Here is a 24,864-nt window from a genome sequence, read left to right on the forward strand (position 1 = left end):
TTGCCTGCCCATCCTCGTTTAGTAGTGATTGCCGGTCTTCCCGGAGTGGGTAAGACCAGCGTGGCTGCGTTTTTGGCGACTCTCGTGGATGCCGTGCACCTCTCCATCGATGCCGTTGAGGAGTCACTCCTTGCGAGCGGATTCGCTCGAGGGTGGCAAACAGGGGTTGCCGCCTACGAAGCTGGACGCGCCATGGCGGAATTGAATCTGCATCTCGGCCGCGTCGTTGTCGTAGACGCTGTCAATGACAGCGAAGAAGCCCGCGAAACCTGGCGCCGCGCTGCCGTGGATACAGGTGCTTCCTTGGAATTTGTGCATTTGATACTTGCCGACGTGTCCGATCACCAGCGCCGCCTTGAGGGCCGAGACCGTGGGTTCGCCCATGTCACCGAACCGCTCTGGAGCGACGTTCAGAGGCGCCGCCACGAGTATGCGCCGTGGACGGATCCCGTTCTCGAAATTGATACGTCGAATCATTCTGCGGATCAGGTTGCAGCTCTCGTGGAAGAACGTTTGGCGCTGCGCTCGATCTCTTAGATCTCTTAGATCTCGCAGTGAAAATCTCTTGTAGTGCGATCCGTGCGGGCCTAGCCTTGGGGGATGGGCACACTCTGCTACACCACTAGCGTTTCGCTCGACGGCTACATTGCCGATGCAACAGGAGACTTCCAATGGGGTGCCCCCAACGAAGAGGTGTTTCAGTTTCACCTTGATCGGCTGGCCCGGCTCTCGGCAGAGGTGTTGGGGCGGAACACCTACGAACTCATGAAGTACTGGGATGAAGAGCCCGAAGGTGAAGACTGGGGCGAGCAGGAACGCGAATTTGCTCGCCGGTGGGGGCAGGTCAAACTCTTTGTAGCCTCATCCTCGATGACGGAGGCCGAAGTCACCTCGCCGAATGCCACGTTGTGTGGCCGTCTCACGTTGGACCGATTGCAAGAGATCGTGCGAGAGGCTCCCAACGAGGTAGACATCTTCGGTCCCACCGTGGCTCAAGAGGCCATCCTGGCGAACATCGTTGATGAATTCGAATTCTTTGTAGTCCCGAAGGTTGTTGGTGGGGGATTGAGGGCTCTTCCTGAAGGGGCCAATCTCGATCTGAAGCTCGTGGATCAACAAGCCTTTTCAAACGGGACAGTTTGCTTGCGTTACGCCAAGACAAGCTTGATGTGGGGATGATCAGCAAAGATCTCCAAGATGATCTCGAAGTAGGTCTTTCCCACTCCGTTCTTCAGGTCTGAGATCTGTTGGTTGATGAAGTTCTGGTTGAACGTTCCCGGCTGGTTGACTTTTTCTCGCAGCCACTCCAAGGTGGTTTTGTATCCAAGCGCTTCTCGACTCAACTCATGATCAATCCATTGGAACTCGACTGTCGAAGTGGCGGCTCCACGCGGTGAGAACTCGTACAGTGCATCGTTCAGGGCATCCAGACTTGGCGCGAGCAGGAACGTCTTGTCTCGATCCATGAGGATGTTCAACTGGTCGTAGAAGTCGGGTATCTGACGGATGAGGGATCCATCGAGGAGAAGCGTTTTCACTGTATCTGATCTGTCTTTTGTGGGTTATAGGCAGCTATGAGGAGCGTGTCGAAGTGAGCTTAACTCTTCCTCGTTAAAAGGTTCAGGTCCCGACCAATGGTCAGGACCTGAACTGTCTAGCGTAAAGCTAAAAGACTACTCGGAAGCGGATGCTGATGCAGGTGCCGAAGTAGCTGGTGCGGATGAAGCAGGAGCCTGCGCTACCTTGGTCTCAGTTGCTGGAGCGGATGTCGCAGGAGCCTGAGTCTTGGCAGTCTGAGTAGTCGGCGCCTGAGTCTTCGCAGCTTCTTTAGTCGGAGCTACGGAGGATTCCGTTGTGGCCTGTTTCGCGGCGGTGGTTGGAGCTGCGCCAGCTTTGTAAGCGCCGGGAGGGCACAACGGAGCCGGGTTGCAGCAAGTGTCCATGGAGTTGTAAGTAAGCTTGGCCGTGAAAGTATCGCCAAAGCCCACCACGGTGTAGTTCATGGTGAAGGACGTGTTGCCGGAATCATGGCCACTTCCGCGGATCAAGAATGTGGTCGTACCGCCATTAGGAACCGTGAACGTTGTAGATTTGCCGCTCCAGTCGGTGCTAGTGATTGGCATCACCTGAACATTGGTAAGAACCTGAGCGGCGGACAAGAACGACGTAATGGTGTAGGTAAGAGACGCGCCGGTATTGTTCGTCACGCTGAACTGGCCGTAGAAGCCCTTTGTGATGGTGCCGGAGTTACCGCCAGTCTTGCAGCTCTTGCCAGCCACAGAGACAGGTGGTGGTGGCTCGTGGTGCGAAGCGGCTGCAAATGGCGCGGCAGTTGCAACTGCAACCACGGGTGCTGCCCAGGCGACGCCTTTAGTGATGGAGCGGCGCGAGACGCCGCGTGAATTCTGTTCGGTCATTGTTTCCCCCAAATTGGTAACGGGCCAATCATTTTTTTGACCATGCTTTGGGATTCGAACGTCATCCGAGTCGTCGTGTGTGTTGCGACGGTGAGAGCTATTGGGTGCCCCAGAGTGCCGTTAACATGAAACCTTGGACAAGCTTCGACCGCGTATGCATGATCAGAGCTAAGAATAACATGTTGAACAACTCGAAGCACTAAATTCCATGAAAAAGCTAGTCAAGATCCTGTTGTCTCAGTTCACACCCGTGTTCGGGTTGAAATAAAAAAGTCTAAGAGGTTGAAGTCAGCAATTTCGAAGGCCGATGTCACGCGCCAGCGTGCCACGCCGAGCGATTGAAAAAGTTAAAAATTTTTTTGTGAACGCGCGTGACATTGGGGATGCACTGATTGGGAAATGCCACTCTGAAAGAAATCCTTGATTTCTCGCGGCATATGGGCATCTGAGTGATTACCGTGCGGTAGTGTGACGAGTGTCATCAATTATTAAGAGTGTGTAACAAGTGGGTATGAAACACACTTTTGACATTGCGCGATCTCAGAAAGCGTCTAAAGTTTTTGGAATGTGAGGCGCACCACTCAGTTTGGTAGCTCAGTGCGAGACACAATCCTCGAGTTGCTTCACAAACTCGTTTATCTCTCTCTACAAGGAGGCGGAATGCGTATCTCACGTATTTCCAAAGCTGTAGCCGTCGGCGCAGCAGCGGCCCTTGCCCTTAGCGCTTGCGCTGCAAACACGGGCTCCAGCACCACTTCAGCATCGGGCTCGGGAAGCGCCAGCGCTTCGCAGTCTGCAGCGACCGGTGGCGAAGTTCGCGTTGTTGAGGTGAACGGCTTCAGCTCGTTTAACCCAAACAGTGCCAAGGGCAACGTCGACATCAACTCGAAGATCGCGTACACCACGCAGTCCGGCTTCAACTACATTGACAACAACTTCAACGTGGTCAAGAACGACAAGTTCGGAACCTACGAGAAGGTTTCTGACGATCCGTTGACCATTAAGTACACCATCAATGAGGGTGTTAAGTGGTCCGACGGCAAGCAGATCGACGCCAATGACTTGATGCTCACCTGGGCTATCACTTCCGGTTACTTCGACGACGCTACGTTGGATGAAGAAGGCGCTGTCTCGAAGGGCACCCAGTACTTCCAGTACGCAGGTTCCACCGAGGGTCTGAACAACACCAAGGTGCCAGAAATTGGCGCTGACGGACGTTCCATCACCTTGACCTACGATCAGCCATACGCTGACTGGGAAATCGCTATCTCCACCCCGCTTTCGCCGGCTCACGTAGTTGCCGAAAAGGCTGGCATGAAGGTCGAAGACCTTACCAAGCTTTTCCAGACCCTTCCTAAGGGCGACGCCGCCAAGCCTGCAGCAGTCAACGCGCAGTTGAAGAAGGCTGCCGACTTCTGGAACACCGGATTCGACACCACCACGTTGCCAAAGGACAAGTCGCTGTACTTGTCTTCCGGCCCATTCATCGTTGACAGCATTGAAGCTGAAAAGTCCATGACTTTGAAGCGCAACCCAGACTACAACTGGGGACCAATGCCACAGGTTGACTCGATCGTGGTTCGCTACATCGGTGATGCTCAGGCACAGGTTGCTGCACTTAAGAATGGCGAAGTGGACATCATTGCTCCACAGGCTTCCGCTGACACCCTGGAGCAGCTGACCGCTCTTGGCGATGCAGTTAAGGTCGACACCTTCGACCAGCTATCCTACGACCACTTGGACTTGAACTTCAACGGACCATTCAAGGACGCCAACGTCCGCGAAGCGTTCATGAAGACGGTTCCACGTCAGCAAATCGTGGATTCCATCATCAAGAAGCTCAAGCCAGAGGCAAAGCCGCTCGACTCGCAGCTCTTCGTTCCTGCTAACGCAGCATACGAAGAGTCCGTCAAGAACAACGGCTCTTCCGCTTACAGTGCAGTAGACGTTGAAGGCGCTAAGAAGCTCCTCAACGGGGCGACTCCAACGGTTCGCATCATGTACAACAAGGACAATCCGAACCGCGTTGATGCCTACACCTTGATCGCTAAGTCGGCGACCGAGGCGGGCTTCAAGGTTGTTGACGGTGGCCTTGCAGGCAACGCATGGGGCTCCGCTCTTGGCGGCGGCACCTACGATGCAACGATCTTCGGATGGATCTCCTCCGGAATCGGTGTCTCGGGCGTTCCTCAGATCTTCGGTTCGGGATCATCCTCGAACTTCAACAAGTTCAGCTCTCCAGAAGCTGACAAGTTGATCGCGGATCTCATCAAGACCACGGACAAGGCTGAGCAGGACAAGCTTCAGGTCCAGATCGACAAGCTCATCTGGGACTCCAAGTACGGACTTCCGCTCTTCCAGTCGGTTGGTGTTGACGCTTACTCGTCCAACATCGACGGTGTGAAGCCAATGCCGAACCAGACCGGTGTTTGGTGGAACTTCTGGGAGTGGTCCGTTAAGGGCTAGTCATCACATGTTGACGTCTTAACGCGTCTCGAGAAGTGCCGGGACCTCACCGGGTCCCGGCACTTCTTCGTTCTCATTTCCTCAACTGCAATCCAGTCAAAGGTTCCTGACTCACATGTTGACTTACATTGTCCGGCGTCTTATAGCCGCCGTTCTGATCTTGCTTGGTGCATCGTTCATCGTGTACCAGTTGACCGCCATGTCGGGCGATCCTCTCGCCGACCTGCGCGAGAGCAACAACCCCAACAAAGAAGCGCTCATGGCAGCGCGTTCGCAACTGCTTGACCTCGGCACTCCAGCCCCTATTCGCTACTTTAAGTGGATCGGCGGCGCGGCGCAGTGCCTCATTCCCTTCGCCGGTAAGTGCGATCTCGGATTCAACTTGGTTGGCGCGCCCGTCACAGAGTCCCTGGGCCGCGCTATGGGTCAGACCATTCTCTTGGTGACCGCGGCAACTTTTCTCGCCATCTTCATTGGTATCGCGCTCGGTATCCTCTCCGCGCTTCGCCAGTACTCCGCTCTTGATTACAGCGTGACGTTTATGGCGTTCCTCTTCTTCTCATTGCCCATCTTCTGGCTTGCAGTCTTGCTCAAGGAATACGGAGCAATCGGGTTCAATAACTTCCTTAAAGATCCGGTCTTCTCACCTATGGCCATAATGATCACCGCCATTTTTATGGGTCTGGTTGTGATGCTGTTCATGCGGGGTACCTGGATCAAGCGCTCAATTGGCTTCACTATCGGTGCGGCCGTCACCGCCGGCTTGATGATTGCTCTGTCTGCCGTTGGTTGGTTCCGAACACCAGGTCTTGGGCCGATTCTCATTCTCTTGTTTGGCGTCGGCGCGGCATACCTCGTGACCCAGTTGGTCGCTGGTATCCGCAATAAGCGGGCGCTCTACTCCGCCCTCATCATGGTGGCGGTTGGCATCGTTTCCTACTACGTCCTGAACCCTCTCTTCCAGAACATGAACTGGTGGGGCATTGTTCTGGGCGCTATCGCCTGCATCGTTATCGGTTGCGTGGTTGGCTACTTCATGGGCGGTTATGACCGTGGCCAGTCGATGCGCGCCGCGAGCTTGACGGCTCTGCTAGTTGGCGGACTCGTGGTGCTGGACCGCTTCATGATCGAGTGGCCAAACTACTTCAACAACTCCCGCGTTCGCGGACGCCCGATTGCAACAATTGGATCGAACACTCCGAACCTTCAGGGTGACTGGTGGATTCAGACAACGGACACCTTCACCCACTTGTTGCTGCCAACGATCGCATTGATGCTCGTTTCCTTGGCTGGTTACTCGCGATACTCGCGCGCGTCGATGTTGGAAATCATGCAACAAGACTACATTCGTACCGCACGTGCCAAGGGTCTGCCAGAGCGCACCGTCGTGATGCGCCATGCTTTCCGTAACGCACTGATCCCTCTCGCCACGCTGGTCGCATTCGACATCGGCGGTTTGATCGGCGGTGCGGTGGTGACCGAGCGAGTCTTTGCCTTCACCGGTATGGGTGATCTGTTTGTGAGATCCCTGGTGCCGATTCCTGACCCGAACCCCGTCATGGGAACGTTCTTGGTCATCGGCATCGTCGCATTGGTATTCAACCTCGTTGCGGACCTTGTGTACTCGGTTCTCGACCCACGCGTAAGGGTGAAAGCATGACAACCACTCCTCGAGCTATTGATGAACGCGCTCAAGTCGGTGGCGAAACCAAGGGCTTGTCCCAGGGCGCTATTGTTCGCAAGCGCTTCTTTGGAAACACCGCAGCTGTGGTCTCCATATATGTCCTAGTGGCGATCGTGATCCTGGCGTTCTCCTCCATCGGTTTCCTGGGCATTCCTGGATGGTGGAAGTACAGCTACACGGACTTCCAAGGCACCGTGAACAACGGTGCACCCACCATCACGGGACCGTTCTCTTGGGGCGAGCACCCCTTCGGTCAGGACCGTATTGGTCGCGACTACTTCGCTATGACCATGCGTGGCGCGCAGCTGTCCATCATCATCATGTTGGTCATCGGCATCGTGGGTGGATTGATCGGCGTTGTCGTCGGCTCTGTCTCCGGCTACTTCCGTGGCTGGGTCGAATCCGTACTGATGCGTCTTGTTGACATCGTCATCATCATTCCGTTGATCATCCTCGCTGCTGTTTTGGGCCGCGTGGCTGGTGGAACGTTCCAGGGCACCGCTGCTGTGGTTGCGCTGGGTGTGTTCGTTGGTTTGGCGATCTGGACGGGTCTTGCTCGTCTGGTGCGCGGTGAATTCTTGTCACTTCGTGAACGTGAGTTCGTCGACGCCGCCCGCATCGCTGGCGCATCGAATGCTCGCATCATCTTCAAGCACATCTTGCCGAACGCCGTGGGCGTCATCATTGTGAACGTCACGCTCTTGATGTCCAGCGCCATCCTCTTGGAAACGGCACTGTCCTTCTTGGGCCTCGGCGTGAAGGCTCCTGACGTTTCGTTGGGATCCTTAATCTCGGAGAACCAGCAGGCCTTCACCACGCGTCCTTGGCTGTTCTGGTTCCCAGGTCTTTTCATTGTGGTGATCTGCTTGTGCATCAACTTCATTGGTGATGGCTTGCGTGACGCTTTTGACCCACGTCAGAAGAAGTTCAGCGCTAAGCGCGCCAAGGAACGCGTTGCAGCTGCAACGGCGGGCGCTGGCGATGCATCCGTGACCGCTCCGGCTTCTGCCGAGAACGCAGAAAAGGGATACTCACCTACCGCTTCCACCGTGATTGAGGACATGGGTACCAGTCCGACGACGCAGCTCGGCTCAGGCCCAGCCGTTTCCGGACCGGGGGCCGCACTTGAGGCGGACGGCGGACCTGACCGGCCAGACGACGAGCAGCCCGGCGGAAAACACCGCGCCTAGCTCACCAGAAATAATTACGGAAAAAGGTAACCGGCAACGACAGTTGCGGCGATCAAGACGAGGAGGGTAGCGACATGCAGAACATTGACACGACGAGTGACCACAGCGGTCTCCGTCTTATCGATGTCCAGCAGGCCGCGCTCGGCCTTGTCGGCCAGTCGGGCGCGAATTTGGTTCGCGACCAGGCCGGAATCTGTGGACGTCTGGTCGCCCGGACGCATGGTCGTGAACTTGGACTTGTCCTTACCTTCCGCCCGCTTGTACTCACGCTCGGTGCGGCTGGTTTCTCTCAAGGAACTGGTTGCACCGGGCGCTGGGGCAGCCCACGCTCCGTATTTCTGGGTTGGCGTTTGAACCGTCAACGAGTACTTCGTCTCCACATTGATAATGGCGTCCCACGGGATGTTCACGTCGGTGAAGGGATTGACGAATGCTACGGCGTCGTCCGTGAGAACAACTTTCGGATGCACCCACAACACGTATGCCAAGAACGCACCCGTGAGCCACAAAAGCACTCCAAACCAGTGCACGCCACCGACTACCGAAGCCACCACTCCAATCGCGCACAAGATGATTGCCACGATGGCAAGAATCCGCGCATTGCGGGGGCGAAAGGTGAAGTCCGGAAAACGGTTTGCGTTCGAAGCCATGCGCACCATGCTGACAAGGAATCGGCAAATGCGCGAATTAACAACTCTTTACCTCTACCGTCTCGCGAAGGACGATCAGACTCATGACTGAAAACAACGAAGCCGAATACACGGACAAGCCAACGCTTGAGCCGGCCGCCACGAAGGGCCCGGTGCTTGAAGTCACCAATCTTTCGGTGGACTTCGGCGTGGACCGTGAATGGGTCCCGGCTGCAATGGACGTGAGCTTCCATGTCAACGCCGGCGAAGTGCTCGCGCTCGTGGGCGAATCCGGATCCGGTAAGTCCGTGTCCACCATGGCAACCTTGGGCTTGCTCCCTTCCAACGCTCGAACCACCGGTTCGGTCAAGGTGAACGGACGCGAAGTCCTCAACGCTTCTCCTGCCAAGCTGCGCCAGATCCGCGGTCAGGAAGTGGCCGTGATCTTCCAGGAGCCTATGACGGCACTGAACCCGGTCTACACGGTGGGCTTCCAAATCGTTGAGACCTTGCGCTTGCACACCGAAATGAATCCGAAGCAGGCCGAAGCGCGTGCTCTCGAGATGCTTGAACTGGTGGAACTTCCGGACCCGGCGAAGGCCTTCCGTTCGTACCCTCACCAGCTCTCCGGCGGCCAGCGCCAGCGTGCCATGATCGCTCAGTCGCTCTCGACGGACCCTCGACTGCTGATTGCTGACGAGCCCACCACCGCACTTGACGTGACGGTTCAGGCAGAAATCTTGGACCTCATGCGCAACCTGCGCAACAAGCTCGACGCCGCCATCGTGCTGATTACACACGACATGGGCGTGGTGGCTGACTTGTCTGACCGAATCGCGGTCATGCGCCACGGACGCATCGTGGAAACCGGAACTTCTGCGGAGATCTTCGGCAACCCGAAGCACCCTTACACGCAGGACTTGTTGGCCGCTGTGCCGAAGCTTGGTCAGGGTAGCGAGCAGGACTCCACCGTAGACATCGTGGCAGCCGTTGCGGCAGCAACGAACGTTGAGCTGGACGAGAGCGCTAGCCCCGAAGAGTTCGCACGCCGCGAAGCTAGGGTCAAGGCGGAAGCTGAAGCAGCAATTGTTGCCGCGAATCAGCACCGTTTGTCTCACCGCCCAGTAGTTCTTGAGCTCAAGGACGTTGCCATCGAGTACCCGAAGCAGGGCCGTGTCCCCGCTTTCCGTGCCGTGGAAAACGCAGACCTCATTGTTCACCAAGGCGAGGTTGTTGGCCTCGTGGGTGAGTCCGGTTCCGGAAAGACCACGATTGGACGCGCTGCCGTGGGACTACTTCCGGTAGCTGAAGGCTCCTTGACGGTGAACGGCCGCGAGATTCGTGGCATGAAGTCCACCTCGAAAGAAATGCACCTCGTGCGTCGCGACGTCGGCATGGTGTTCCAGGATCCTTCGAGCTCCTTGAACCCACGCCTGCCGATCGGTGAATCCATTGGTGAGCCGATGTTCCTTGCTGGCATCGCGAAGGGCGCCGAACTTCAGAAGCGTATTGAGCGCTTGCTGGATCAGGTAGAACTTCCGCGTGCCTACCGCAACCGTTACCCACACGAGCTCTCCGGCGGTCAGAAGCAGCGCGTGGGTATTGCCCGCGCGTTGTCGCTCGAGCCAAAGCTCATGGTGGCGGATGAGCCGACCTCCGCATTGGACGTTTCCGTGCAGGCAAAAGTGCTGGAACTCTTCCAGGACTTGCAGCGCGAAATGGGCTTTGCATGCTTGTTCGTTACTCATGACCTCGCCGTGGTTGACGTGCTCGCCTCGCACATTGTGGTCATGCGTCACGGCAAGATCGTGGAGCAGGGCTCTCGCGATGCCATCTTGCGCAACCCACAGGATGCCTACACGCAGCGCCTCATGGCTGCAGTGCCCGTTCCGGATCCAGAAATCCAGCGTCAGCGCCGCGAATTGCGTGAAAAGCTGGAGAGCCAAGCCTCCTAATTTCCTGCTTGACCACTACGACGCCGCAGCTTCAGTTCTCGAATTCAGCTGCGGCGTCGTGCTGTCTTAATTGGGCGATCCCACGGTAATTCTGGACGGCTATTCCGCAGGGGATTCGGGTGTGGTAGGAGGAAGTGTCTCCGGGGGTTTAGAATTATTTGTTGGGCCGTCATTTGGGGCGGTGTCCGTTCCCCATCGAATTGAGTCTTTACGCATGTCTGATTTCTCCTCAGAAGCAAATACCGCAGTACGCGATGATTTGCGCAATGTCGCTATCGTCGCGCACGTTGACCACGGCAAAACCACCCTTGTGGACGCCATGCTTGGGCAGACTGGTGCTTTCTCTGATCACGGAGAAAAAGAAGAACGCGTCATGGACTCCGGTGAGTTGGAACGCGAAAAGGGCATCACCATCCTTGCGAAGAACACCACCGTGTTCTACTCCGGCCCTTCGGCTGAAGGCAAAGACATCACCATCAACGTGATCGACACCCCGGGCCACGCCGACTTCGGTGGCGAAGTGGAACGCGGTCTGTCCATGGTTGACGGCGTTGTTCTCCTCGTCGACTCCTCTGAAGGCCCATTGCCTCAGACCCGTTTCGTGTTGCGCAAGGCTCTTGCCGCGAAGCTCCCCGTGATCTTGGTTGTTAACAAGACCGACCGTCCCGACGCACGTATCGATGGCGTTGTCTCCGATTCCATGGACTTGCTCCTGGGCCTTGCTTCTGACTTGGCTGACGAAGTTCCAGATCTTGACCTCGACTCCGTGCTTGACGTCCCAGTTGTTTACGCTTCCGGTAAGGCCGGCCGTGCTTCCCTCGAGAAGCCAGCTGACGGAACCTTGCCGAAGGATGAAGACCTCGAGCCATTGTTCGCGGCCATCATGAAGCACATCCCAGCGCCTAAGTACAACCCTGAAGAAGTTCTCCAGGCACACGTCACCAACCTTGACGCTTCGCCATTCCTGGGCCGTTTGGCTCTCTTGCGTATCTTCAACGGCACCCTGAAGAAGGGCCAGCAGGTTGCTTGGGCCCGCCAGGACGGCAACATGAAGACCGTGAAGATCACCGAACTTCTTGCAACCCGTGGTCTTGACCGTGTTCCAGCCGAATCCGCTGGCCCCGGCGAAATCGTTGCTGTTGCTGGTATCGAAGACATCATGATTGGTGAAACCCTCACCGACATCGACAACCCGAAGCCACTTCCGCTGATCACCGTGGATGATCCTGCGATCTCCATGACCATCGGTATCAACACCTCTCCTTTGGCCGGCCGCGTCAAGGGCGCCAAGGTCACCGCTCGCCAAGTCAAGGACCGTTTGGACCGCGAGCTCGTGGGTAACGTGTCCCTCAAGGTTCTTCCAACCGAGCGTCCGGACGCTTGGGAAGTTCAGGGCCGTGGCGAATTGGCACTGGCCATCCTCGTGGAGCAGATGCGCCGCGAAAACTTTGAACTCACCGTGGGTAAGCCACAGGTTGTGACCAAGGTGATTGACGGCAAGGTCAACGAGCCAATGGAACACATGACCATTGACGTTCCTGAAGAGTTCTTGGGCGCTGTCACGCAGCTCATGGCCGCTCGTAAGGGCCGCATGACCTCCATGACCAACCACGGCACCGGCTGGGTCCGTATGGAATTCACCGTTCCTGCTCGTGGCTTGATCGGCTTCCGTACCAAGTTCTTGACGGAAACCCGCGGCGCTGGCATCGCATCGTCCTACTCCGGTGGCTACGAGCCATGGACCGGTGACATCGAATACCGCATCAACGGTTCTTTGATCGCTGACCGCGCCGGTGTGGCAACGCCGTTCGCCATGATCAACTTGCAGGAACGTGGCACGTTCTTCGTGGAGCCAACCTCTGAGGTGTACGAAGGCATGATCGTTGGCGAGAACTCTCGCGCGGATGACATGGACGTCAACATCACCAAGGAAAAGAAGCTCACCAACATGCGCTCTTCCACGGCTGATAACTTCGAAGGCTTGACGCCTCCTCGTAAGCTCACGCTGGAAGAGTCCCTCGAATTCGCTCGCGAAGACGAGTGCGTTGAGGTTACTCCGGAAGCTATCCGCATCCGTAAGGTCATCTTGGACGCTAACGGACGCAGCAAGGCTGCTCGTCAGCGCGCCCGTAACTAATTACGGACACCACTGACTACGCTGGTGTCTATGTCTTCTAAGCCGTCAACCGCCTTCGCCACAATCCTTTATTCGATTGTGTGCGGGGCGGTTGCCGCTTTAATTGGCACTATTTTGCACGCGCAGATTCTCTACGTGGGCGATTTTCCCATCACGTGGGGCACTGTTGTCTCCCTTGTAGCCGCAGGCATGCTGTTTACCTACGTGGGCCTCAAGAGCGGCCGCATTTGGGGCGCAGCCTTGACGGGCATCGTGACGTATGTGCTGGTGGCGTGGTCCGCTATGGACCCGAATAACCGGTTCATTGTCCCGACGGAATACATCAACAACTTCCCAGGCCCAGCTGTCGCTGGCGTCATCTGGATGTACGGCGTGGCCGTAGCTACTTTTGTTGCCCTCTTCGTGACGGCTCGAAAGTTGAAGAAAGAAAGCGCTGTGGCTGCCGGCGCAAACGCCTAGTTGGCGGTCTGGTCCACGTGGTGGGCCACAAACAAGGACGTGGCCAAGCCGTCCACTTCTGACGGACGCAAAGCGTATTCCGTCACCAAGTCAGACATGCGCTTGATGAACTCTTTCTGATTCTCTTCGCTGAGCTTCAGTCCCACGCGCATAACCTGAATTTCATCCGGAGACAGGCCATCAATTTCCTGCAAGAACGTCTCCACGAGAACGGGGGATGCGTCCGGAATTCGCGTGCCCCACGACTTCTTGGTGGCACGGTAGGGGACTTCCTTAGCGCCACGTTTGCCGCGACGTTCTTCTTCGGCCTCAATGAAACCATTGGCAAGAAGCGTCCGCACGTGATGCAGCGAGGTCGCTGGATTGATCCCCAAAAGGTCCGCGATCTCTTTGTTCGTGCGCGCTTTGTGCAAGCAGAGCCGCAGAATCCTGAGTCGAACAGGAGAGCTGAGAGCTCGGGCTCGTGCTTGGACTTCTTCGTCTGATGCCATGCACTCAATCATAGAGCAAAGCCAATCACTTCGCCCCAATCACTGAATCGTTACTTCTCCGCGCGAATTCGGCGTGGCGGTGGGGGAGGGACGGGTTTTGCCAATCGCACGGCGGAGAGCGGGACCGTGACGAGTCCCGAGCGGGTGGAGATCGAGACGAACTCGGACGTCAATTCCGTAATCGACCCCAGGGCATCCGTCAGTGAATGACCTTGGTGAGCTGCGGCGTCGTCCTCGGTTAATGCGTAACGCACCACCCAACGTTGGCCCGCGGCACCGTGCTGCAGGAGGCGGGAAGCGGCGGGAGTCGGCGAAGTCACCCGCCTAGCTTACTCACGAGGCCTCGATGAGGACTAAGATGGCTAGAAGTATTTGGCATTCAGAAAGGTTTGTGAACCGTGACGTACATCATCGCTCAGCCGTGTGTTGACGTAAAGGACAAGGCGTGTATTGATGAATGTCCCGTTGACTGTATCTATGAAGGCGAGCGTTCGCTCTACATTCACCCTGACGAGTGCGTAGACTGCGGCGCTTGCGAGCCCGTATGCCCCGTTGAGGCTATTTACTACGAGGACGACGTTCCAGAGCAGTGGGCTGATTACTACAAGGCCAACGTCGAGTTCTTCGACGAGATCGGTTCGCCCGGCGGAGCCGCTAAGCTGGGCAACACCGGTAAGGACCACGCGCTCATTGCCGCACTACCTCCGCAGAACGCCTAATGCTGACGCTGCCGGATTACCCCTGGGACACCCTTGCGCCTTACCGAAAGCTCGCTGCGGAGCACCCGGATGGCGTGGTTGATTTGTCAATCGGCACGCCGGTTGACCCCACCCCTGAGGTGATTCAGGAAGCATTGCGCGCCGCGTCTGACGCGCACGGCTACCCGGGAACTCACGGTACGCCGGAGCTACGGGAAGCTATTGCGCAGTGGTATGTACGACGCCGCCGCACCACAGATCTGCAACCTCAGGACATTCTGCCCACCATTGGTTCGAAAGAGCTCGTGGCATGGTTGCCGCTTTTCTTGGGCCTCAAGCCGGGCGACATCATGGTTCGTCCTTTAGTGGCGTATCCGACGTACGACATCGGCGCCCTGCTCGTGGGAGCCGAGTCCATCGCGGCTGATTCCCTCGAAGACCTCACCGCTGAGCAGCGCTCGCGCGTGAAGCTGGTATGGACCAATTCACCGGGTAACCCCACCGGAAAGGTCATGGACGTAGCTGCGATGCGTGCCCTCGTTGATGATGCTCGTTCACTTGGCGCCGTGGTGGCAGGGGACGAATGCTACGCGGAACTGGGCTGGGGCGATTGGGAAGAGCATGTTCCCGGAATCTTGGAACCGGAAGTTTCCGGGGGAGACCTCACGAACTTGTTGTCCGTATACTCCCTTTCTAAGCAGTCCAACTTGGCCGGCTACCGCGCATCCTTCGTGGCGGGTGCACCGAATTTGATGCCTGCTCTTATCAATTCGCGCAAGCACACCGGCATGATCATGCCGTACCCCGTGCAAGAAGCGCTGCGCGTGGCCATCGCAGATGATGCCCATGTGCATGCTCAAAAGGATCTCTACCGAGCAAGGCGCGAAGCGCTGAAACCAGCGCTGGAAGCCTTCGGTTTCGACGTTCACTTCTCCAATGCCGGACTGTACTTGTGGTGCACGGCCGGCAAGGACTCCTGGACCAGCATTCAAGATTTGGCTGAACTGGGAATCATTGCGGGACCTGGCGTCTTTTACGGAGAGGCGGGTGAAGGTTTTGTCCGCGTTTCATTGACTGCGAGTGACGAAAGAATAGCGTCCGCTGTGTCTCGTCTGACGAAACGTAATTAGTGGCAGAGACCACGCTCGCGGTAGGTTAGCAGGGAATAGCTTAAGGTTCGCCTTCCCTGATTTTTGCATGAAGGAGCTTGAATGACTGAGAACACTGCGCGACTCCAGTTCGCCGACAAGAGTGTTGACCTGAGTGTTGTAAACGCTGTCGAAGGAAACGACGGCTTTGCAATTGCTCCTTTGTTGAAGGAAACCGGGAACGTCACCTACGACCCCGGATACATGAACACTGCAGGCGTGAAGTCTGCCATCACCTACATCGACGGTGACCAGGGCATCCTGCGCTATCGCGGTTATCCGATCGAACAGCTTGCTGAGAAGTCCAGCTTCATTGAGGTCTCCTACCTGTTGATCTACGGCGAGTTGCCAACCGCAACGCAGCTCGAAGAGTTCGACACCAAGATTCGTCGTCACACCCTGCTGCACGAAGAGCTCAAGGGCTTCTTCGACGGCTTCCCACGCGACGCACACCCCATGCCAGTGCTGTCCTCTGCAGTGTCTGCATTGTCTACCTGGTACCAGGACTCGTTGAACCCGTTCGACCCAGAGCAGGTTGAACTCTCCACGATCCGTTTGCTCTCCAAGGTTCCTGTGATCGCGGCTTACGCTCACAAGAAGTCCATTGGTCAGGCTCTCCTGTACCCGGACAACTCCATGAACCTCGTGGAGAACTTCATGCGCTTGTGCTTCGGCCTTGCCGCGGAGCCATACGAGTTGGACCCAGAAATGGTCAAGATCCTTGACTTGCTCTTCGTTCTGCACGCTGACCACGAGCAGAACTGCTCCACCTCCACGGTGCGCTTGGTGGGCTCTTCTGACGCCAACCTCTTCGCTTCTGTTTCCGCAGGCGTCAACGCATTGTTCGGCCCAGCACACGGCGGCGCTAACGAAGCCGTTCTCAAGATGCTTCGCCAGATCCAGGCTGAGGGTATTTCCCCTGAGAAGTACATGGAGAAGGTTAAGAATAAGGAAGACGGCGTCCGCCTCATGGGCTTCGGACACCGCGTCTACAAGAACTACGACCCACGTGCCAAGATCATCAAGAAGGCCGCCGAGAGCGTCCTCGCGAAGTCTGCCGGTGGAGACGAGCTCCTCGAGATCGCCATGCGTCTTGAAGAGAAGGCGTTGGCGGATGATTACTTCATTCAGCGCAAGCTCTACCCGAACGTGGACTTCTACACGGGCATCATCTACAAGGCCATGGGCTTCCCAGAGAAGATGTTCACGGTCCTCTTCGCGATCGGCCGTCTGCCAGGCTGGATCGCTCAGTGGCGCGAAATGATGGAAGACCCAGAGCGTAAGATCGGCCGTCCGCGCCAGATCTACACGGGTTCTTCGCAGCGCGAATACCCACAGTCCTAGGCTGGACTAGCACCTCGTCCGTTGACGAGGTTGTGTGTTGGGGGTGGTGTGGTTCCCGGAAGAAATCGGGAACCACACCACCCCTTTTCACGTTCTGAGCTGTCCCAGCCTTCACGCCACGTCGATGTGAGGCCACTTCTCCACCGCCACGCCTATGTGAGGCCACTTCACCACCGCCACGCCAGTGTGAGTTCATTTTGAGACAACTTTTCGCGGTTTTCTTGTAGAAATCCGTCCACGCATCGAGGGGAATTGAAGGGTGGTTGTCGAGAAACGGCCTCACATGAGGTGCGGGCGGCTCGTGGGCCGTGGACATGGATCGGCGGAGGAGTCCTAACCGTCGCCGTTAGAGCGGGCGAGGGTAATGACCACGACGCCGTTGTCTGTGTTGGCATTGCGCCATCCTTGCGCGCGGCGATCCCATTGCAGGCCAGCATTGGAGACCGTGATGGTGGAATCGGCTTTGGCGTTGGCGACGGCCCATTGCGCTACGGACCAGCCAAGGTTGTTGGACGCTCTCACGTGGACTTCGTTTCCGAGCGCCTCAGCGTTGATGTTCTGCGAGCCATATTGCTCTTCCAAGTTCTTGATGACCTTTTGAGGATCTCCAGCGGTCTCTGTGCGCTTGAGAATGCAATTGAGAGCTGCGGGGGAGTTGCCCGTCAATGCAGAAGCGTACGCGCGGCCCTCTGGCTCGTGATCAGCGTAGGCGCGTGGATAGGCAGAGCGCTGAACCTTTTGCGCTGCTTCGGTCACGTCCATGGACTTGTAGTCGAACTTTTCGAGTTCTTGATAGAACCGGTTGGCGGCGTAGACGGGGTTCATGATTTGGGCTTCAGTACCCCACCCTTGGGAAGGTCGTTGCTGGAAGAGACCGCGAGAGTCCGGGCCGGCGTCGTCGCCGTAGTCGATATTGCGCAGCTTAGATTCCTGGACGGCCGTAGCGATGCCGATGGTGGCTGCGCGAGCCTGGAGGCCGCGGTCAATGGAGACAGCAGCGATGAGGGCGGCGTTGGATGACTGCTCAGGATCCAGGCGGTGTTCGTCTGGGCCAATGGCAACGGTGCATCGTTCCATCAGCAAGGTCTGTTGCTGTTCGAGGAAAGAGGAAGCGGCCCAGATTCCTCCCGCGATGATTCCTGCTGACAGCACGATGGCAGTCGCGGCTCGAGTTCTACGTTTCATAAGTGGCAGTCAAAGTAGCTTTCAAAACGGAGTCGGGGAGCGCCGTCGTACTCAAGAAAAGTACGGGACGCACCCCCACAGCGTATTCGGTTTGAGCGAATTAGTTGGCGTGCAAAGCCGAGTTCAACTCGACTTCCTGACCCTCGCGCGGGAGAGCCTCGATGGCGCCAGTGGTGGAATTGCGGCGGAACAAGAGGTTGGAGACGCCGGAGAGCTCGGCAGCCTTGACCGTCTTGCCCTGAACGGTGACGCGCGAACCTGCGGTCACGTAGAGGCCAGCCTCGACGACGCAATCGTTGCCGATGGAGATGCCAACGCCGGAGTTTGCGCCGAGCAACACGCGCTCGCCAATGATGATCTTTTCCTTGCCGCCACCGGAGAGGGTGCCCATGATGGATGCGCCGCCGCCAATGTCGGAGCCGTCGCCCACCACTACGGAAGCCGAAATGCGGCCCTCAACCATGGAGGTGCCCAAGGTACCCGCGTTGAAGTTCACGAAGCCTTCGTGCATGACCGTGGTGCCCTCGGCGAGGTGAGCGCCCAAGCGAACGCGGTCAGCGTCGCCGATGCGGACGCCAGAAGGGATCACGTAGTCCACCATGCGTGGGAACTTATCCACGCCGTACACGGTCAGCGTGCCGCGGCGCTTGAGGCGCAGACGCGTCATCTCGAAGTCCTGTACCGAGCATGGGCCAGCGCTGGTCCACACCACGTTGGTGAGGAGGCCGAAGATGCCGTCCAGGTTGATGGTGTTTGGATGAACCAAACGGTGGGAGAGTGCGTGGAGGCGCAACCAGGCGTCGGCGGTGTCGGCCGGGGCTACGTTGCCATCGACCTCCAACTTGATGACTTCTTGGCGCGTGCCGCGGTCTGGATCTTCGTCAGCGTTCGCACGCAATTCGCTCTCGAGGTTCTCAGCCTCTTCGAGTCCACCGAGCACCGGCGCTGGGAACCAGACGTCCAGTACAGAACCGTCTGCCGCGTAGGTGGCGAGGCCGTAGCCGGAAATGATCTTGAGCTCGTTCGTGGACACAGCGGAAGCAAGAGGCGTTGTAGTCATGGCTCTATTCTAAGTGAGCCACCTCTAAGCTAGAGATCTAGCCACCCTCGGAGGAACGTGTGAATAGCCACCCCAACAACGCTGCGCCGCTGTCTTTGGACCTCACTCAGGACGTTGCAGACCTCACCGCGCAGCTCATGGATATCGAATCAGTGAGCGGAAACGAGCGGGCGATCGCCGACGCAGTGGAAGCCAGTTTGCGAGCCTTGCCGCACCTTGAAGTAGTTCGAGACGGCGACACCGTCATGGCCCGAACCCAGCTGAATCGCGGTGAACGCGTCATTTTGGCGGGTCACCTGGACACCGTGCCTTTGCCAGAGCCTGCCCCCGAAGGTGCCGAGCCTCGTCGTGGCACCGTGCCCTCTCAGTGGGTAGGGGAGACGCTCTACGGTCGCGGCGCCACGGACATGAAGGGTGGCGTGGCAGTGCAGCTCGCCATCGCTGCGAGCATCACTGAACCTGTTCGGGACATTACGTTTATTTTTTACGATCATGAAGAAGTTGAAGCGTCGCTGTCCGGCTTGGGCCGTGTCGCGAAGAGCCTGCCGGAATGGCTCAAAGCGGATTTCGCGGTGCTTCTGGAACCAACCAACGGCGACGTCGAGGGCGGCTGCAACGGCACCACTCGTTTTGTCGCCCGCACCCACGGCCTACGCGCTCACTCGGCACGCGCCTGGCGCGGCAAGAACGCCATCCACGGTGCCGCTGAGATCCTCACTCGCTTGGCCGAGCACGAGCCGCTCACACGCACCGTTGAGGGCTTGGAGTTCCGTGAGTCCTTGAACGCCGTCCGCATCTCCGGCGGCGTGGCCGGCAACGTCATTCCAGACGCGTGCGAGATCGAGATTAACTACCGCTTCGCTCCATCGTTGACAGTGGACGACGCCGAAGCTTACGTTCGCGAGCTATTGTCCGGTTTCGATGTGGTGCGGACAGATGCGGCGCCGGGTGCGCGGCCAGGTTTGGACCGGCCGGCTGCGGCTGCGTTCGTGGCGGCGGTAGGGTCCGAGCCAAAGCCGAAGTACGGCTGGACGGACGTGGCACGCTTTTCCGAGCTGGGAATCCCGGCCGTGAACTTTGGGCCGGGCGATTCTTTGCTGGCTCACACTGACGATGAAAACGTCAAAGCCGCGGACATTCGGAAATGTCTCGCGGCTTTGACTCGTTGGTTGTCTAGCTAGGTTCTTACGCCTCGGCGTTGATGGCGGCCTTCGGGTTTCGTACCCGTTGGCCGCGCGAGGACAGGCTCTTGGAGACCCACTCAGCAAGCTTCGTAATGGAGAAGTTGAGGAGAATGAAGATCAGAGCCACAATCACGAGCGCCTGAAGAATGTTGCCATTCGGGGAAGCGTACGTGCGGCCGAAGAACAGCAACTCGTTGAAGCTGATCATGTAGCCGAGTGCGGAGTCCTTCAAGATCACCACGAACTGGCCAATCAAGGCTGGCAACATGGCGATGAGCGCTTGAGGGATTTCCACGAGGCGCAGCGACTGTCCGTTGGTCATACCGATGGCCGTTGCAGCTTCGCGCTGACCCTTAGGAAGACCGTAGACGCCCGAACGCACCAGCTCAGCCACCACAGCACCGTTGTAGAGCACCAAGGCGGCGACTACAGCGATCAGGGTGGAGTTCTGGGTGATGCCCAGAACTCGAGCAATGAAGATGTTGAAGAAGACGATCATCAACAGCACTGGAACGGCGCGGAAGAACTCAACGACGATCGAGGACAGCCAACGGACCACCTTGTTCTCTGACAGTCGGCCCACACCAAAGACGAGGCCGAAGATCAGCGAGCCGACAATGCCGAGGAACGCTGCCAAGAGCGTGTTCCGCAGACCTGGCAACAAGTAATCCATCCAGGTGCGTGCCTGTAAGAAGTCGTCCCACTGGCTCCAGGACATCTGTCCCTTAGCCGCCAGACCAATGACAATCCAGGCTATGAAGCCAGCGACAATCAAGAAGCCGATCACGTTGATCAGCACAATGTTGCGCTGACCCTTCGGGCCGGGGGTGTCGAATAGAACTGATGCGCTCATCGTGCCACCTTCAACTTCTTAGAGAGCCACGTTGTGAGTAGGCCAATCGGGATCACCAAGATGACGAAGCCAAGGGCGAAGGTCAAGAAGATGGGGATCACGACGTCGGCGCGGAACTCAATCATGGTCTTCATGACGGACGACGCTTCCGTAGCCACCGAGCCAGCAGCAGCAACCGTCGAGTTCTTGAGCAAAGCGATCAACGTGTTGCCCAGAGGAACAATTGCGCCGCGGAACGCCTGCGGGAGGATGACAAGCCGTGCCGAAGGCAAGAAGCTCAGTCCAATTGCACGGGCGGCCTCAGCCTGGCCCAACGGGACGGTGTTCACGCCGGAACGAATTGCCTCACACACGAACGCCGCGTGATAGACGGAGAGTCCGACGATCGCCATGCGGAAGAAGTTCTCTTGGAAACTGCCCAGCTGGACACCCAACTGGCCAATCAGCGCGAGCACACCAAACAGGATGATGATGGTCAGAGGCGTGTTTCGAATGATGTTGACGTACGCGGCGCCAATCCACTGGAAACTAGGAATAGGGGAAATGCGCATCATCGCAACGATGGTGCCGATGATGAGGGAGCCGATAGCGGCCCAGAAGGTCAACTGAATGTTTACCCAGAACGCTGCCGGAATGTTGTATTCCGTGAAGATGGAAAGGTAACTGTCCATCACTCTCCTTGGTGCGTCAGTCGGTGAAAATGCTGTGGGGGCAACCGTCGAGTTGGACGGCCACCCCCAACAGCTTGGACTTGGTGTCGGTGACGAATGGCGAGAACCTTATGAGGACCTCACCACGTCAACGTCACTTGGCGCAGGCATCCTGTGCTGGAGGATTGTCCTTGGAAGGGGTGTAGCCCGTTCCGGCAGTGTTAGCTTCGAGAGCCTTCTTCCATTCACCGGAGTCGATCATCTTCTTGATCGCGGTGTTGATGGCTGCACACTTGTCAGAATCCTTGTTGAGACCAACGCCGTACTTCTCGGTGGAGAATGGCTGGCCAACAACCTTGAACTTGCCCTTGTAGGCTTCCTGAGCGGCGAGGCCGGCCAAGATGATGTCATCCGTGGTCACGGCGTCAATGGAGCCGCCAGCCATGGTGGTGACACACTCGGCGTAGCCCGGAAGTTCCTGAAGGTTTACCTTTGCGGCGTAGTTGTCCTTAACCTTCTGAGCCGAGGTGGAGCCGGTTACGGAGCAGAGGTTCTTGCCGTTAAGGGCTTCAGGGCCCGAGATGTCAGAGTCTGACTTGACCAACAAGTCCTGGCCAGCTACGAAGTACGGTCCGGCGAATGCCACCGATTCCTTGCGCTTGTCAGTGATCGAGTAGGTCGCAAAGATCATGTCCACTTGCTTGTTCTGAAGCATGTTCTCGCGGTTGGCAGAAGGAGCAGAAACCCACTCGATCTTGTCCTCGGCGTAGCCGAGTTCCTTGGCAACGTAACGAGCTACGTCAACGTCGAAGCCCTTGTAGTTCTCGCCGTCCTTGAAACCGAGGCCTGGCTGATCAAACTTGATACCAATCTTGATCTTGTCACTCGAGCCATTTGCGCCCGTGCTTCCGCCGCCGCAAGCGGTGAGGGTGAGTGCGCCAACGGCTGCCATTGCGGCTACTGCTAGTCCAGTGCGTCGCATGTTGTTCTCCTTATGTTGTGCATGAGAGATGGTGCTGAGTGGGAAATGTAATAGAGGGTTAGTGCTTGATGAGCTTGCCGAGGAAATCCTTGGCACGGTCGGACTGTGGATTCGTAAAGAACTGTTCCGGCGTCGCCTGCTCCACAATCTGTCCGTCAGCCATGAAGATGACTCGGTCAGCTGCTCGGCGAGCGAAGCCCATCTCGTGGGTCACCACGATCATGGTCATGCCCTCTTTGGCAAGAGCGATCATGGTGTCCAAGACTTCTTGGATCATTTCGGGGTCCAAAGCGGAAGTCGGCTCGTCAAAAAGCATGACCTTTGGACGCATGGCCAACGCGCGGGCGATTGCCACACGCTGCTGCTGACCACCGGACAACTGGGCCGGGAGCTTGTCCTTCTGGTTTGCTACGCCAACGCGCTCGAGCAATTGAAGAGCGAGCTTGTCTGCTTCGCCCTTTTTCATGCCCTTGACCTTGATTGGACCCAAAGTCACATTCTCAAGAATGGATTTGTGGGCGAACAAGTTAAAGGACTGGAATACCATTCCCACGTCCGCGCGGAGGTTTGCGAGCTGCTTTCCTTCTTCAGGAAGCTTGACTCCGTCGATCAAAATCTCGCCAGAATCAATGGTCTCGAGGCGGTTGATAGTGCGGCAAAGCGTGGACTTTCCGGAGCCCGAAGGGCCCAAGACCACCACTACTTCACCGCGCTTGACCTCAAGGTTGATGTTTTGGAGAACGTGCAACGGCCCATAGTGCTTGTTGACGTCTCGCATCTGAACAACAGGTTGGCCAGCAGAGGCTGGAGAGCTTTGTGCCGCATCCGGTACCAGAACGTGGTCCGTACCAGCACTTTCGTCGGCGGGGTCGAGTTCTTGGGTCATGGCCAGAACACTACTGCATGTAATGCCCATCACGGGGAATTTTATGAGAATTAACCCCCAATTTAATCAAAACGAAATCTTCGGCACGTGAATCACGAATAGCTCAATGGATAGGCAGTTCGTATTAGTGGTCAATCGTGCCGGCGCTCAAGGGGCGCGCGGTGGTCATCACGTAAAGTGAAACCATGAGCGCTGGAAACTATGATCCGAAGTTTTTTGACAAGATGCCTCACAGTGCGCGCCACAAAGGATCGGTCACACTTCGGCGGAATCAAGCGAAAATTCGGCAGGCTGACAACTACTTGTTGGATACCAAGACGCCGCTAGATTTCACCCACACCGACCCATGGCGCGTCTTGCGCATCCAGAGTGAATTTGTAGAAGGCTTCGGCTCTCTTTCGGAGCTCGGCCCTGCCATCTCCATTTTTGGTTCGGCGAGGACCAAGCGCGGATCGAAGTATTACGTGGCAGCCGAGGAAATTGCGCGGCGCCTGGTGGGCGAAGGGCTATCAGTGATTACCGGTGGCGGTCCGGGAATCATGGAGGCCGGCAACAAGGGTGCTGTTGAAGCTGAGGGTGTCTCTGTAGGTCTGGGTATTGAACTGCCTTTCGAATCCAGCATGAACGAGTACGTGGATCTGGGTATCAACTTCCGCTACTTCTTTGCACGCAAGACCATGTTCGTGAAGTACTCGCAAGGCTTTGTGGTGATGCCGGGTGGATACGGCACGCTTGACGAGCTTTTCGAAGCCGTGACGCTTGTGCAGACCGAAAAGATCACCAACTTCCCCATTGTGCTTTACGGCGTGGAGTACTGGACACCGTTGCTCGAGTGGATTCGCACCAGGGTCCTGGAAGAAGGGATGATCTCGGAAGCGGACGTCAACCTCTTGCGCGTGACTGACGATCCCGCCGAAGCTGTTGAATGGGTAATTCAGGGCTACAAAGGTCTTGTTGGTCCAGAAGACGTTAAGCGCCCAAACGGACTCCATCCGGCCAAGCTTTATTCAAGCCGAACTGGCGCTGACGGCGACAAAGAAAAGATCTAACGATGCAAACAGTTCTCATTGTTCTCGCCGTACTAATCCTCGGTGTGGCCGCATTCTTCGCCGTGTCCTCGACTCGCCGCACGCGTGAGCGCACAGGAGCCATTGCTCGAGTCATTGATTCACCAGATGGGCAAACGCTGTTGGTGGGCCTGCATGAGCCCACTCCGATCTTGCCGCCCACGCTGTTGCCGGAGCATCCTCGTGCCGAGGACTTGAAGAATCTCAAACTGCCAGTAGGCCTTCGTGGTTACCGTGCAGACCATGTCGATACGGTGATTGACACCCTGTCGCAAGAAATTGAGCGACTTCATAGCCTCCTCGAAGATGCCGACCAGCAGCGTGTGATTAGCGCCACGAGCGATTCACAGGGATAATATGAAACGTAACTTGCGGATTT

Annotated in this window: 25 protein-coding genes; 14 read left to right on the forward strand and 11 right to left on the reverse strand. The window is 57.1% G+C overall.

The window, feature by feature from the left end; all coding sequences use genetic code 11:
* Together BKA12_RS01195 and BKA12_RS01200 are read left to right on the forward strand one after the other, a co-directional pair.
* The gene (locus BKA12_RS01195) at positions 1-537 is read left to right on the forward strand and encodes a P-loop nucleotide/nucleoside kinase family protein (protein WP_183640059.1); all 537 of its coding nucleotides are present in this window, start codon (positions 1-3) and stop codon (positions 535-537) included.
* A gap of 63 nt (positions 538-600) precedes the next feature.
* Complete coding sequence (locus BKA12_RS01200; RefSeq protein WP_183640061.1) at positions 601-1,179, forward strand: dihydrofolate reductase family protein; 579 nt, start codon at positions 601-603, stop codon at positions 1,177-1,179.
* Here the strand turns inward: BKA12_RS01200 and BKA12_RS01205 are convergent.
* Positions 1,149-1,538, reverse strand: coding sequence for a barstar family protein (locus BKA12_RS01205; protein ID WP_183640063.1), 390 nt, complete (start codon positions 1,536-1,538; stop codon positions 1,149-1,151). The two genes, BKA12_RS01200 and BKA12_RS01205, sit on opposite strands and share 31 nt — an antisense overlap.
* 135 nt (positions 1,539-1,673) lie before the next feature.
* Positions 1,674-2,417: a hypothetical protein gene (locus tag BKA12_RS01210; protein ID WP_183640065.1), complete on the reverse strand. Its 744-nt coding sequence runs from the start codon at positions 2,415-2,417 to the stop codon at positions 1,674-1,676.
* 660 nt (positions 2,418-3,077) lie between these two features.
* Here BKA12_RS01210 and BKA12_RS01215 point away from each other — a divergent pair.
* From BKA12_RS01215 to BKA12_RS01225, 3 genes are all read left to right on the forward strand, one after another.
* Positions 3,078-4,883, forward strand: a complete 1,806-nt coding sequence (locus BKA12_RS01215) for an ABC transporter family substrate-binding protein (protein ID WP_183640067.1) — start codon at positions 3,078-3,080, stop codon at positions 4,881-4,883.
* Positions 4,884-4,998: 115 nt separating this feature from the next.
* Positions 4,999-6,543: an ABC transporter permease gene (locus BKA12_RS01220; protein WP_183640069.1), complete on the forward strand. Its 1,545-nt coding sequence runs from the start codon at positions 4,999-5,001 to the stop codon at positions 6,541-6,543.
* Complete coding sequence (locus BKA12_RS01225) at positions 6,540-7,757, forward strand: ABC transporter permease (protein ID WP_183640071.1); 1,218 nt, start codon at positions 6,540-6,542, stop codon at positions 7,755-7,757. Before BKA12_RS01220 ends, BKA12_RS01225 begins: the two co-directional genes overlap by 4 nt.
* A 14-nt stretch (positions 7,758-7,771) precedes the next feature.
* Here the strand turns inward: BKA12_RS01225 and BKA12_RS01230 are convergent, their stop codons facing one another.
* Entirely contained in the window at positions 7,772-8,407 is a 636-nt protein-coding gene (locus BKA12_RS01230) for a PH domain-containing protein (protein ID WP_183640073.1), read from the reverse strand.
* Between the two features lie 83 nt (positions 8,408-8,490).
* On the opposite strand from BKA12_RS01230, the gene BKA12_RS01235 reads away from it, so the two are divergent.
* The 3 genes from BKA12_RS01235 (at position 8,491) to BKA12_RS01245 (ending at position 12,937) form a co-directional block, all read left to right on the forward strand.
* The gene (locus BKA12_RS01235) at positions 8,491-10,341 is read left to right on the forward strand and encodes an ABC transporter ATP-binding protein (RefSeq protein WP_183640074.1); all 1,851 of its coding nucleotides are present in this window, start codon (positions 8,491-8,493) and stop codon (positions 10,339-10,341) included.
* 214 nt (positions 10,342-10,555) lie between these two features.
* Positions 10,556-12,478, forward strand: coding sequence for a translational GTPase TypA (typA, locus tag BKA12_RS01240; protein ID WP_183640076.1), 1,923 nt, complete (start codon positions 10,556-10,558; stop codon positions 12,476-12,478).
* Positions 12,479-12,508: 30 nt separating this feature from the next.
* Entirely contained in the window at positions 12,509-12,937 is a 429-nt protein-coding gene (locus tag BKA12_RS01245; protein ID WP_183640078.1) for a hypothetical protein, read from the forward strand.
* On the opposite strand, the gene BKA12_RS01250 is transcribed toward BKA12_RS01245, so the two are convergent.
* Positions 12,934-13,428, reverse strand: a complete 495-nt coding sequence (locus BKA12_RS01250) for an ArsR/SmtB family transcription factor (protein ID WP_183640081.1) — start codon at positions 13,426-13,428, stop codon at positions 12,934-12,936. The genes BKA12_RS01245 and BKA12_RS01250 overlap by 4 nt on opposite strands.
* A 50-nt stretch (positions 13,429-13,478) precedes the next feature.
* Positions 13,479-13,748: an acetyltransferase gene (locus BKA12_RS01255; protein ID WP_338087384.1), complete on the reverse strand. Its 270-nt coding sequence runs from the start codon at positions 13,746-13,748 to the stop codon at positions 13,479-13,481.
* A 78-nt stretch (positions 13,749-13,826) separates the two neighbouring features.
* On the opposite strand from BKA12_RS01255, the gene fdxA reads away from it, so the two are divergent.
* The 3 genes from fdxA to BKA12_RS01270 all read left to right on the forward strand — a co-directional run bounded on the left by fdxA (position 13,827) and on the right by BKA12_RS01270 (position 16,618).
* The gene (fdxA, locus tag BKA12_RS01260) at positions 13,827-14,147 is read left to right on the forward strand and encodes a ferredoxin (protein ID WP_183640083.1); all 321 of its coding nucleotides are present in this window, start codon (positions 13,827-13,829) and stop codon (positions 14,145-14,147) included.
* Entirely contained in the window at positions 14,147-15,256 is a 1,110-nt protein-coding gene (gene dapC, locus BKA12_RS01265) for a succinyldiaminopimelate transaminase (protein WP_183640085.1), read from the forward strand. The genes fdxA and dapC overlap by 1 nt, the downstream gene beginning before the upstream one ends.
* 81 nt (positions 15,257-15,337) lie before the next feature.
* Entirely contained in the window at positions 15,338-16,618 is a 1,281-nt protein-coding gene (locus BKA12_RS01270; protein WP_183640087.1) for a citrate synthase, read from the forward strand.
* 333 nt (positions 16,619-16,951) lie between these two features.
* Here the strand turns inward: BKA12_RS01270 and BKA12_RS01275 are convergent, their stop codons facing one another.
* Positions 16,952-17,803, reverse strand: a complete 852-nt coding sequence (locus BKA12_RS01275; RefSeq protein WP_183640089.1) for a hypothetical protein — start codon at positions 17,801-17,803, stop codon at positions 16,952-16,954.
* Positions 17,804-17,903: 100 nt separating this feature from the next.
* Positions 17,904-18,863, reverse strand: coding sequence for a 2,3,4,5-tetrahydropyridine-2,6-dicarboxylate N-succinyltransferase (gene dapD, locus BKA12_RS01280; protein ID WP_183640091.1), 960 nt, complete (start codon positions 18,861-18,863; stop codon positions 17,904-17,906).
* Between the two features lie 59 nt (positions 18,864-18,922).
* Between dapD and dapE the strand changes: the two genes are divergently transcribed.
* The gene (dapE, locus tag BKA12_RS01285) at positions 18,923-20,044 is read left to right on the forward strand and encodes a succinyl-diaminopimelate desuccinylase (RefSeq protein ID WP_338087385.1); all 1,122 of its coding nucleotides are present in this window, start codon (positions 18,923-18,925) and stop codon (positions 20,042-20,044) included.
* A 4-nt stretch (positions 20,045-20,048) separates the two neighbouring features.
* Here the strand turns inward: dapE and BKA12_RS01290 are convergent, their stop codons facing one another.
* The 4 genes from BKA12_RS01290 to BKA12_RS01305 all read right to left on the reverse strand — a co-directional run bounded on the left by BKA12_RS01290 (position 20,049) and on the right by BKA12_RS01305 (position 23,310).
* Positions 20,049-20,900: an amino acid ABC transporter permease gene (locus tag BKA12_RS01290; protein ID WP_183640093.1), complete on the reverse strand. Its 852-nt coding sequence runs from the start codon at positions 20,898-20,900 to the stop codon at positions 20,049-20,051.
* Positions 20,897-21,571 carry an amino acid ABC transporter permease gene (locus BKA12_RS01295; protein WP_183640095.1) on the reverse strand — a complete coding sequence of 225 codons (675 nt, stop codon included), beginning with the start codon at positions 21,569-21,571 and terminating at the stop codon, positions 20,897-20,899. Before BKA12_RS01295 ends, BKA12_RS01290 begins: the two co-directional genes overlap by 4 nt.
* A 133-nt stretch (positions 21,572-21,704) precedes the next feature.
* Positions 21,705-22,532 carry a glutamate ABC transporter substrate-binding protein gene (locus BKA12_RS01300; RefSeq protein ID WP_183640097.1) on the reverse strand — a complete coding sequence of 276 codons (828 nt, stop codon included), beginning with the start codon at positions 22,530-22,532 and terminating at the stop codon, positions 21,705-21,707.
* Positions 22,533-22,590: 58 nt separating this feature from the next.
* Positions 22,591-23,310, reverse strand: a complete 720-nt coding sequence (locus tag BKA12_RS01305) for an amino acid ABC transporter ATP-binding protein (protein WP_183644362.1) — start codon at positions 23,308-23,310, stop codon at positions 22,591-22,593.
* Between the two features lie 293 nt (positions 23,311-23,603).
* Between BKA12_RS01305 and BKA12_RS01310 the strand changes: the two genes are divergently transcribed.
* Together BKA12_RS01310 and BKA12_RS01315 are read left to right on the forward strand one after the other, a co-directional pair.
* Complete coding sequence (locus tag BKA12_RS01310; protein WP_183640099.1) at positions 23,604-24,467, forward strand: LOG family protein; 864 nt, start codon at positions 23,604-23,606, stop codon at positions 24,465-24,467.
* Between the two features lie 2 nt (positions 24,468-24,469).
* The gene (locus BKA12_RS01315; RefSeq protein WP_183640101.1) at positions 24,470-24,841 is read left to right on the forward strand and encodes a DivIVA domain-containing protein; all 372 of its coding nucleotides are present in this window, start codon (positions 24,470-24,472) and stop codon (positions 24,839-24,841) included.
* The last annotated feature ends 23 nt before the right edge of the window (positions 24,842-24,864 follow it).

The organism is Neomicrococcus lactis (assembly GCF_014200305.1).
In the GTDB taxonomy this organism is placed as follows: domain Bacteria; phylum Actinomycetota; class Actinomycetes; order Actinomycetales; family Micrococcaceae; genus Neomicrococcus; species Neomicrococcus lactis.

Bases quoted from the DNA above. Each gene is read 5' to 3' on its own strand.
- BKA12_RS01200 (WP_183640061.1), top strand. From the start codon at position 601: ATGGGCACACTCTGCTACACCACTAGCGTTTCGCTCGACGGCTACATT.
- BKA12_RS01210 (WP_183640065.1), bottom strand. From the start codon at position 2,417: ATGACCGAACAGAATTCACGCGGCGTCTCGCGCCGCTCCATCACTAAA.
- BKA12_RS01215 (WP_183640067.1), top strand. From the start codon at position 3,078: ATGCGTATCTCACGTATTTCCAAAGCTGTAGCCGTCGGCGCAGCAGCG.
- BKA12_RS01220 (WP_183640069.1), top strand. From the start codon at position 4,999: ATGTTGACTTACATTGTCCGGCGTCTTATAGCCGCCGTTCTGATCTTG.
- BKA12_RS01225 (WP_183640071.1), top strand. From the start codon at position 6,540: ATGACAACCACTCCTCGAGCTATTGATGAACGCGCTCAAGTCGGTGGC.
- BKA12_RS01230 (WP_183640073.1), bottom strand. From the start codon at position 8,407: ATGGCTTCGAACGCAAACCGTTTTCCGGACTTCACCTTTCGCCCCCGC.
- BKA12_RS01235 (WP_183640074.1), top strand. From the start codon at position 8,491: ATGACTGAAAACAACGAAGCCGAATACACGGACAAGCCAACGCTTGAG.
- typA (WP_183640076.1), top strand. From the start codon at position 10,556: ATGTCTGATTTCTCCTCAGAAGCAAATACCGCAGTACGCGATGATTTG.
- BKA12_RS01245 (WP_183640078.1), top strand. From the start codon at position 12,509: ATGTCTTCTAAGCCGTCAACCGCCTTCGCCACAATCCTTTATTCGATT.
- BKA12_RS01250 (WP_183640081.1), bottom strand. From the start codon at position 13,428: ATGGCATCAGACGAAGAAGTCCAAGCACGAGCCCGAGCTCTCAGCTCT.
- dapC (WP_183640085.1), top strand. From the start codon at position 14,147: ATGCTGACGCTGCCGGATTACCCCTGGGACACCCTTGCGCCTTACCGA.
- BKA12_RS01270 (WP_183640087.1), top strand. From the start codon at position 15,338: ATGACTGAGAACACTGCGCGACTCCAGTTCGCCGACAAGAGTGTTGAC.
- BKA12_RS01275 (WP_183640089.1), bottom strand. From the start codon at position 17,803: ATGAAACGTAGAACTCGAGCCGCGACTGCCATCGTGCTGTCAGCAGGA.
- dapD (WP_183640091.1), bottom strand. From the start codon at position 18,863: ATGACTACAACGCCTCTTGCTTCCGCTGTGTCCACGAACGAGCTCAAG.
- BKA12_RS01290 (WP_183640093.1), bottom strand. From the start codon at position 20,900: ATGAGCGCATCAGTTCTATTCGACACCCCCGGCCCGAAGGGTCAGCGC.
- BKA12_RS01295 (WP_183640095.1), bottom strand. From the start codon at position 21,571: ATGGACAGTTACCTTTCCATCTTCACGGAATACAACATTCCGGCAGCG.
- BKA12_RS01300 (WP_183640097.1), bottom strand. From the start codon at position 22,532: ATGCGACGCACTGGACTAGCAGTAGCCGCAATGGCAGCCGTTGGCGCA.
- BKA12_RS01305 (WP_183644362.1), bottom strand. From the start codon at position 23,310: ATGCGAGACGTCAACAAGCACTATGGGCCGTTGCACGTTCTCCAAAAC.
- BKA12_RS01310 (WP_183640099.1), top strand. From the start codon at position 23,604: ATGAGCGCTGGAAACTATGATCCGAAGTTTTTTGACAAGATGCCTCAC.
- BKA12_RS01315 (WP_183640101.1), top strand. From the start codon at position 24,470: ATGCAAACAGTTCTCATTGTTCTCGCCGTACTAATCCTCGGTGTGGCC.